Below are 3,554 nucleotides of genomic sequence, written 5' to 3' on the forward strand. Positions count from 1 at the left end.
AGCGCCGGATCGATGGTCTGATCGGCGACGGGAACCAGGATGCGGCCTCCATGCGCGAAGGGCGCCGGGTAGGCGAGTTCGCTCTCGACGACGATATCGCCGGTGGGGATCGATTGAAAGCGATGGCTGGGTAGCGCGCCGTCCGCTTCGAGGTAATGCCGCAGCCCCCATTCCGAATCGACCCAAACGCGCTTGCCGGACATCTGCCCGCGCGTGTTGGCGACGAACTGGCGGTAGCCGTTCCAATGCTGATAACTGACGATCGCGAGACCTAGCGAGATCACGAACTGCATGGCCCCTGTGACGCGAATCCACTGAATCGGCGCTCGCGTCGCCAAGATGACAACCGCGGGCGCCATGGGCAGCAGGTAGCGAGCGGAACCGGAGTAGAACAACACCCAAGCGGCAACGAGCCAGACGCCGCACCACCATAGAAGGAAGCGCGTGTCGGGGAGTTTCCGTTCACGCCATATCCGAGGCACGGCCCAAATCAGGATCAGCGGAAACACGATGAACAGCGAGTGAATGGAGAGTCCAAGCACGTTCTGTGCTTTGGCGACCAGGCTCTCGTATCCATAGCTCTTCATGTATCCCGCGGAGACGGCGAACGGAAACACCCCGCTCGTCACGCGTTCGAACACCTGCCAGGCGACAAGCGTCAACAAGGGTGCAAGCGCCGCGACAACGCGTCCCGGAGTCCAGCGGCGGCCGACTAAGTAGCCGAGCAGGATCACCCCGAAGACGGCGGACTGCATCGCGATCAATCCGGAACACGCGAGCAGCGCGCCGGCGAGCGCGATCAACCAGGCGTTGCCTCGATCCACGCCCCGGATGAACGCAGCGGCGCCGCTCAGCCAGAACGCGGCAAGCGGCACATCGGATTCCAGCAGGTTGCCGTTGACGCAGAACGCCGGCACGACGATGAACAACGCCGTCGCCCAGAAAGGCGCTGCAGAGAAGCGGCGCGCCAGTGCATACATCCCGCCGACCGCAAGCAACGAGAACAGCAGATAGGCCGCATGGAACGGGACTTCGTAAACATCACCAAAAATCCTCAACAATCCGGATAGAAACCACGCATTGCCGGGCGGATGCGGATAGCCCTGAAACGTGACGTCGTTGCCTTCGAACACGTACGAGGTGTGATTGGGATGGAGCGGATCGATCAATCCGTGATAGGCCGCGGCGAGGTAATAAACATCGTCGCCGCCGACAGCTTGGTTAAGGAATGGCAGCCGCACGAGAAGGAGCAGCGCCAGGAGGAGCAGCAAATCGACCCGTGTTTTTGGTAGGATGGCGACACTGCGATGAAGTTGCTGTTCGCGTGTGCCGTCTTCGCCTGGGGAGCGCTTGCTTTCCAGGACCCCGATGCCCTTCCATCTCACGAAGCCCCATCTTATGACAAGGGGCCCGATGACACGAGCGCGGCAATCGCGCTCCTGAATCAGCACAAAGAGGATGAAGCGATCAAGCTGCTGCAAGATACGCTGGCGAAGAACCCGGGCGCCGAAAAGCCGAGCAACCTACTTGCTCAGATCCTCCTGTTTCACGAACGGTTCGACGAAGCCGATGATCTAATCAACGCGGCTGTAAAAGCTCACCCGAACTCCTCCCGTTTGCACTCCACGCGCGGGGACATTGTGTTCCGCGAAGGTCAGCCTCTGGAAGCAGATACCGAGTTTAAGCTGGCGGCGAAGCTGGATCCCAAAAATCCGGAGGCGTATTTCGGCGAGGCGCGCGTGTTCGACATGGCTCGTCTGCGAGCGACGGCGCACCTTCTCTACCTGAAAGCTTTCGAGCTGAATCGCAAGAACCCACGCTATGAGCAGACGCTGTACGCGCTGGAGGGCAATTCGCCGGAGAATATGCAACGGTGGCAAAAACGCCTGGCGGAGCCCGGCATTGACGAACGCCTGGCGATGATCCTGACCCGGCGCATCGCGGAGGCCAAGGCGCTGAACGGCAAACCTGCGTTCGAGCTCGCGAGCGCTTACGGCGAGTATCAGATGCCGCTCAGCCTGGCCACGCACGACCGGCGCATTCTGGGAGTTGCTTTAACCGTGGCCATCGGCAAAGCCAAAACGCAGTTGCAACTCGACACCGGTGCGAGCGGCCTGCTCGTCAGTCCCCGATTCGCGAAGCGTGCCGGTCTGGAGCGCCTCGCCGATTCGCAAGTCGCCGGGATCGGGAACGATGTGCCGCATAAAGGCTGGGTCGGCTATGCGGAACAGATCGAGATTGGCGGCGTCGAGTTTCGCAACTGCCTGGTCGAAGTTTCCGAGAAGCTGGACGTGAACGATCAGGACGGTTTGATCGGAACCGACATCTTCCGCCGGTTCTTCGTGAAGATCAACTTCTACACGCGCAAGCTGGAGCTGAGTCCACTGCCCGGGCCGGCCTGGGATGGGTCGCAGCCGATCGACCGTCAAACGCTGCCGGATCAGAACGACTTCGCGCAGGTGTTCATCCTCGGGCACGACCTTTTCCTGCCGGGGAAGATCAGCGAGAAGGCCGGTGAAGACCAGAGCCCCGGATTGTTTCTGATCGATACGGGATCGACCCGGAACCTGATCTCAACGAGAATCGGAGCCGATGTGACGCGGATGCGCGACAACCACCTTGGGGGCGTAAAAGGCTTGGCGGGCGAGGTGAAGAAGGTCTACACAGCGGATAAAGTGGTGCTCGAGTTTGCGAAGTTCCGGCAAGCTAACCTCGACATGCTGAGCGTGGATCTGACCAACATCAGCCGCGGGTCGGGCACCGAGGTCGCGGCGATTCTGGGAATTCCCGTGCTGGCGATATTCCGCTCGATTACGATCGATTATCGCGACGGGCTGGTCAAGTTCGAGTACAAGCCGTAGTTTACCGTTGCGCCTATATCCAGACCTGCTCCCGAGGCTGTCCGTCGCGGCACATCGAGCAGGAATCCGCATCGGCGAAGTAACTCGCGCCCAGTTTGGCCAGATAGTAAAGCGGGAGGTTGCCAAAGCTTTTGGTGTGCGGCGTTGGCTGGTAAACGATCACGGCGAGGGCAACCACCTTCGCGCCGTTCTTTTCAAGCAGCTCGCGCGCTTCGGTGAGCTTTGAGCCGGAGCGCAGGATGTCGTCGACGATCACAACCTGTTCGCCGGGATGCTGCTTCAGGTACTGGCGGAACTGCATGGGCTCGTGATCGTCTTTCTCCGCCCAGTAAACCTGGTTGGCACGGAGGGCTTCGCACATGCCGTAGGCGACGGGAAGTCCGGCGGGACCCGCGGCGACGATGGATAATTCCGGGATGACGGCGCGCAGCTCCGGATTGGAGCGCACCATCCGGCTCAGTCCGACGCTGAGCATGCGCGCGTGTTGGTAGTAGCGCATGGCCAGCGGGACCTGCAGATACTCGTTCGAGTGCAGGCCGTCAGGATGTTCGAAATGTCCTTCGCGGAGCGCGCCGGTGTCGCGCAGTACGCGCACAACTTCTTCGGAGGTAGGTAGCAAGTGCATGATTGCGTTCGACAGGGAACGCCAGCTCTAGTTTACGATGAGGAGCAATGGCGACCGTCGAAGAGTAC

General features: G+C 60.8%; 3 protein-coding genes. 1 reads left to right on the forward strand and 2 read right to left on the reverse strand.

What is annotated here, in order from left to right; genetic code table 11:
* Positions 1-1,271, reverse strand: a 1,271-nt coding sequence (locus H1Y01_RS03745) for a glycosyltransferase family 39 protein (RefSeq protein WP_180538914.1), incomplete at its 3' end; no start/stop codon positions are given.
* A gap of 36 nt (positions 1,272-1,307) precedes the next feature.
* Here H1Y01_RS03745 and H1Y01_RS03750 point away from each other — a divergent pair.
* Positions 1,308-2,861 (forward strand): retropepsin-like aspartic protease, encoded by a 1,554-nt coding sequence (locus tag H1Y01_RS03750; protein ID WP_180538916.1) that lies wholly within the window; start codon positions 1,308-1,310, stop codon positions 2,859-2,861.
* Between the two features lie 13 nt (positions 2,862-2,874).
* Here H1Y01_RS03750 and H1Y01_RS03755 read toward each other — a convergent pair whose 3' ends face one another.
* Positions 2,875-3,486: an orotate phosphoribosyltransferase gene (locus H1Y01_RS03755; RefSeq protein WP_180538918.1), complete on the reverse strand. Its 612-nt coding sequence runs from the start codon at positions 3,484-3,486 to the stop codon at positions 2,875-2,877.
* Positions 3,487-3,554: the final 68 nt, after the last annotated feature.

The sequence above is a fragment of the Nevskia soli genome, from assembly GCF_903970205.1.
Lineage (GTDB): Bacteria > Acidobacteriota > Terriglobia > Bryobacterales > Bryobacteraceae > Bog-113.

Bases quoted from the DNA above. Each gene is read 5' to 3' on its own strand.
- H1Y01_RS03750 (WP_180538916.1), top strand. From the start codon at position 1,308: ATGAAGTTGCTGTTCGCGTGTGCCGTCTTCGCCTGGGGAGCGCTTGCT.
- H1Y01_RS03755 (WP_180538918.1), bottom strand. From the start codon at position 3,486: ATGCACTTGCTACCTACCTCCGAAGAAGTTGTGCGCGTACTGCGCGAC.